At 35.5% G+C, this 5416-nt stretch carries 5 protein-coding genes; 3 read left to right on the forward strand and 2 right to left on the reverse strand.

Features of this window, described 5'->3' with window-relative positions; all coding sequences use genetic code 11:
• Positions 1 to 414: 414 nt before the first annotated feature.
• Together QZ265_RS09605 and QZ265_RS09610 are read left to right on the forward strand one after the other, a co-directional pair.
• The gene (locus QZ265_RS09605; protein WP_296405667.1) at positions 415 to 1206 is read left to right on the forward strand and encodes a dienelactone hydrolase family protein; all 792 of its coding nucleotides are present in this window, start codon (positions 415 to 417) and stop codon (positions 1204 to 1206) included.
• On the forward strand, positions 1164 to 1967 hold the full coding sequence (locus tag QZ265_RS09610) for a CDGSH iron-sulfur domain-containing protein (RefSeq protein WP_296405668.1): 804 nt from the start codon (positions 1164 to 1166) through the stop codon (positions 1965 to 1967). Before QZ265_RS09605 ends, QZ265_RS09610 begins: the two co-directional genes overlap by 43 nt.
• Before the next feature lie 263 nt (positions 1968 to 2230).
• On the opposite strand, the gene QZ265_RS09615 is transcribed toward QZ265_RS09610, so the two are convergent.
• Together QZ265_RS09615 and QZ265_RS09620 are read right to left on the reverse strand one after the other, a co-directional pair.
• On the reverse strand, positions 2231 to 3211 hold the full coding sequence (locus tag QZ265_RS09615; RefSeq protein ID WP_296405669.1) for a CorA family divalent cation transporter: 981 nt from the start codon (positions 3209 to 3211) through the stop codon (positions 2231 to 2233).
• Between the two features lie 166 nt (positions 3212 to 3377).
• Positions 3378 to 4004: an SOS response-associated peptidase family protein gene (locus tag QZ265_RS09620; protein ID WP_296405670.1), complete on the reverse strand. Its 627-nt coding sequence runs from the start codon at positions 4002 to 4004 to the stop codon at positions 3378 to 3380.
• Positions 4005 to 4460: 456 nt separating this feature from the next.
• Here QZ265_RS09620 and QZ265_RS09625 point away from each other — a divergent pair.
• Positions 4461 to 5416 (forward strand): WG repeat-containing protein (locus QZ265_RS09625; RefSeq protein ID WP_296405672.1); only part of this gene is annotated, 956 nt, incomplete at its 3' end.

Raw genomic sequence — 5416 nt, forward strand, 5'->3', positions numbered from 1 at the left:
TCAACCCTAGATATTCAATTATCTAGGGTTTTTTTGTGGGTGATGGTTTTGCTTATTTGCTCTTTAAGGCTTTATCTATAGGACTTTAGGCGATTCAAATTCTTTTCCGTATTATTTACTTATAAATTTACTAATCAAGCTTACTACTTACTAGTACAGAAAAAAATTATTAATTTTTTTATAATTATGTATTAATAAAAACTACAGTGACCAAACCCTCGGTGACCAAATGGTGACCAAAATTTCAAAAGACGGTATCTTATTACACTCCCATAATTAACTTACTTTTTATTCCATTCTAATTATAAATCCGGTTAGTAAAACGTATTATTATGCTAATCTATATTATTGATATACCAGGACAAACCATTCCTAATATATAAATATATGAACTCAAATAAAAAAGGATTTATTATGTTTAAGGTCCTCATCTCCACATTGCGAACTCATTTTCAAACTCTACTTATAGGCACATCCGTAAGTTTATTGGCGTTAGGTGCTAGCCAAACTGCGTCGGCCATTACCACTAAAAACATCACTTATACGGTAGATAATAAGGCTTATGAAGGATATTACGCCAAAGCCGATATCGCCAATGCGCCTTTTATATTACTACTTCATGATTGGGACGGCCTCACAGATTATGAGCGCAAGCGTGCCGACATGCTCGCAACAGAAGGTTATAACGTACTAGCTGCAGACCTATATGGGCAAGGCATTCGACCTACTGCCTTAGAAGATAAAAAACGTCTTACTGGCGAGTTATACCAAGACCGCAATAAAATGCGTCATTTAATTGCAGCTGCTCTAAACGCTGGTCAAGCACAAGGCAATAATGTACGTAATGGTGTGACAATGGGGTATTGTTTTGGTGGTAGTGCTGCGCTTGAGCTTGCCCGTTCAGGATTCCCTCAAAAAGCGTTTGTTCCGTTTCATGGTGATCTTGCTACACCTCCCCTCCAGAACTATAACAATACCCAAGGCGAGATATTAGTGTTTCATGGGACGGCCGATAAAGTTGTGCCATTTGAGGACTTTACTACACTTGGTAAGACGCTTGAGGAAGCTCACGTTCCTCACGAGATGATTACCTATAGTGGTGCACCTCATGCGTTTACTGACTTTGAAGCAGAATCTTATAATGAACGTGCTGATAAACGCTCATGGAATCGTTATTTGGACTTCTTAAAGACACTTTACCCATAGATTCTATATGGTTTCATTCAGTATTATTAATCAACATACGTCCCCGTTACGCTAACTCGCTAGCGAAATTTTTATTTAGCCAGCCAAAAGGATCTTATATGAGCAAAGAAATTGTTAAATCCGCAGACGTCATCGTCACATTTGACAGCGAACGTTGTATCCATTCACGCAATTGTGTATTAGACCGTCCCGACGTTTTTGTTCCAAATGTGGACGGCGAATGGATTCATCCTGAAAACGCCAGCGCTGATGAGGTGCTCGAGATTGCTCATAATTGTCCATCAGGTGCCATTCAAGCATATTATCCGGATGGCACATTGATGGAAAAACCGCCCAAGGTCAATGTGATTCGAGTCACCGAAAATGGCCCAAACTACATTCATGCCAAACACAGTGTGAACGGCCAACAGGATGCAATGCGCATGGTATTATGCCGTTGTGGACATTCGAAGCAAAAGCCCTATTGTGATGGTAGCCACCATGAGGTCAACTTTGAAGCCACAGGTGAGCCACCTTCAAAAGAAATCAAACTGCCCAATGTGTCAGATGCCAGTGGTGGCGAGCTGCGTATCGAACCCATGAAAAACGGACCAAACTTTATCTACGGTAATGTTGAAGTGGTCACTGGAACAGGCCGCACCATTACCCGTGATACCGAAGTGCATTTATGTCGCTGCGGCCACTCTGGACATAAGCCATTTTGCGACAGCACCCATGTGAAAGTTGGGTTTAAGGCAGATGGGTTTGAAGTCAAGAAGTAAGCCTTTTTATATATAAAGTACTACCTATATATAACCTTCGCTAATTGCTATTAATTGGGCTCGTCCAAAATTTGGATGGGCGTTCACATTTGAATGGTCCTAATGCCCTCATATTATCTGATTACATAAAGAAATACTGACCTATTGAATATTATTGCACTCGTTATTGCCCGTACCGCAAACGGTTAAGAAGCTTGTCGTATTCCTAAGCTTTAGATAACTATTAAAATATGCAAAACCAAGCATTCAACTAAACTTGCCTATCAAAACCATTTTTTAGATTTAAAATACCATATACTAAATATTGCTGAGGTTGCCATGATACTGAGGACCACAAAATAGCCATATTTAAATTTTAATTCAGGCATGTACTCAAAGTTCATTCCATACACGCCAGCTATAAAGGTCAACGGAATGAACACCACTGATATCAAAGTCAGCATTCGCATGATTTCGTTTAATCGATGACCTTGTATTGAAAAAATTAGATTTATTTTGCTATCCAATTCAAGCATTTCAAAATCTATATCACTGATTAAATTAGTTGCCTGCTCTTTAAGCTCAATAAAATATTTAGTCTCAACCTGTAAGTTATCAATAGTTTGCAGCTTTACTATAGTGTTGCGCAGACTAAGTGTTGCCTTTTTAAAATTCATTAAACGACATTTTTGTTGTTCTACATTTTCGGTAAAATAAGGTGTCGGATTGATTTTTGAAATAGGTATTATAGTTTCACTACTGCTTAGTATATTTTGAAAGGTTTCATCATAACTAGCTATTAAAGATTCTAATAATAAAAACAATAAGTAGTCTACATTTTTACGGCGAATAAGTCCTTTATCTTTAACCAGCCTATCTCTAATCCATTCAAAATAGCCTCCTTTATACTCCTGAATACTCCAAAGCATATTTGAGGACATGACGAATATCATTTGCTCGCTACTTAGACTAAATTCATCCGATTTGAGTACTTTTACCGCTATAAATAAGACATTATCAAGTTCGATAACTTTATTGGCATGATTGGTTTCATGGAATAGTTTTATTAAGAAATCATCAAATTGGTTTTGCAAAACTACCTGCTTCATATCATCAATGTGATTAAGACCATAAGTGTTTAACCAATAAACCTCTTTGGTACAATTATTGAACACTAAATCTTTTATATTGTCGCTAATAGCTTTTGATACATGATCTGGCGAATAAGTGATTAGCGTTGTATTTTGCAAAAAACTTGATGACATCATTTATTCCATGGTTGGCTTACATATCATAATTAATGAATAGCGAGTTATAAGTAATCTTCATAATAATTTGCCATTTTAATGAATAAAGTGCTATTGCAATATGAATCTTATAATGATCTTTTATCCAAACATACTGCTTTAACCTTCCTAAGAGCTAATATAATTATATTGCTTCAAATTTGAATTTATTGCCTTCGATAAGACTCATCAGTTTGCTGATTTGATTACGAGTCGCTTGAAGGTATTTTTCACGTTTTTCAGGTTCAACCAAATATATCGACCGTTTCTCTTTATTGGGTTTATGAAACTGGCTCATAAAAGGTTCGTCATCGGCATTATGCGTTAATAAGGTAAAGCTATGTACTGGCTCATCAAAATGAGTATTGAATTCATACATGCCTGCAATAGTAAATGGCTCATTATCCTCTTGATAAATACGTTGCCATAAGTTCTTATCGCTATCTGAATTCAGATAATAAGGCTCCATAAATGCGCTCATTGGCACTAAGCAAAATTGGTTTTGCGTAAATGAAGGTCTAAACGTCTTTTTATCTTCTATTGACTCAAGTCGTGCATTATAAGTGGCGTAATCTACTGGATCACTTGCCCATTTTGGACTCAATCCAAATTGGCCTTTAACCACTTTAAGTCCGTCTTCAGTATTAATCAAAATGGGACAAAAGTCTTTAGGATAAACTCGCTTTTTATAGTTAAAATCTAACTCTAACTGTTTATTGTCAACAATCTGCTGAATCTGTTTTGGGCTAGCTGGTTCAAAGTTTGAGCACATTTTCATTCCTTAACTTTAATTTTTTAATTATAGATTTTTATTTGAACAACTATCAGAATACATAATTTGAATGAATTCTTGAAAAGCATGCCTACTGTATATTTTGATTCATCCTTAACCATATCTCTATTAGCAAACCGTATCTAAGCTTAACTTTTTATCAAGTCGTCTTTATATTTATTAATAATGGCATTTATTCAAAACAGAGCCACTTCAAAAAAAAAGGTTATTGAGTTAAAAGCTTTATTAATGAAATGTAGCATGTAAGCATCTAAAATTTAACTTCGTATCATAATACTGACTTGTTATATAGTTTGAGAATCTTGGCTAAAGATAATTTTTTTATTTAGAATATATTTAACCTTAATAAATAAAATAAATTTTAGAATTTTATAATAGAAAATGAAGATTAAATGAAATAGAATTAATCTTTACTTTGTGAATAAGGAATACTTTATGAAAGCTAAAAAAACAGCCTACACATTAGCACTAAGCATAGTAGGTTTGGCTTTTAGTGCCACAGTTTGTGCAAAATTAATGCCTTATTCAAATAACAATTCTTGCGGATTTAAAAACGAAAAAGGTCAAGTGGTTGTGCCTCCCAAATTTGAGTTTTGTGGTGATTTTTCAGATGGTATGGCATACGTTGGTAAATCAGCTAACATCTCTGAGGTAGATCAATTTTATACCGGTTATATAAATGATGCTGGGAAACTAGTAATTCCTATAAAGTTAGATACTTCAATGGACTATCCTAATATAAATTATAGAGACTTTCATGAAGGTATGGCTGCTGTTTATAAAAACGGTCCAAAAGGTGAAGATGGTAAATATGGCTATATGAATAAGTCCGGTAAACTGGTTATACCCTACCAATATCAACAAGCTGGAGACTTCAAAGATGGTCGTGCAGTCGCGTGTCAGAATAATAAATGTGGTTTGATAGATAAATCCGGAAAAACTATTGTTCCATTTAAATTCAGTGCTTTATCAGACTTTTCTGAAGGATTGGCCGTATATAGTACCGAACCTTGGGGTCAAGGGAAATCAGGCTACGTAGATACTACCGGCAAGATAGTGATTCCTGCAAAATGGGATTCAGCCATGTCTTTTTCACAAGGATTAGCAGCTGTGCGACAAGGTGATTACGAGCACGGGAAATGGGGTATTATAAATAAGTCAGGTAAAGTAATTGTAGCGCCAACCTATGATATGGCATTTATAGAGCCCGAGGGGGATAGTAATGAGATCGAGGGTGGTGAATATAATAATGGGACTATAGATATGTACAATGTATCAAATGATGGTTATATTACCCGTTATACCTTAGACACCCAAGGTAAAATAATAAAAAAGAAATCATTTTCTGATTGGCATCAAATAGAAAAAGAGCGTCATCCTGAGTATTTTAA

This window comes from Psychrobacter sp. (genome assembly GCF_018260395.1).
Taxonomy (GTDB): Bacteria; Pseudomonadota; Gammaproteobacteria; order Pseudomonadales; family Moraxellaceae; genus Psychrobacter.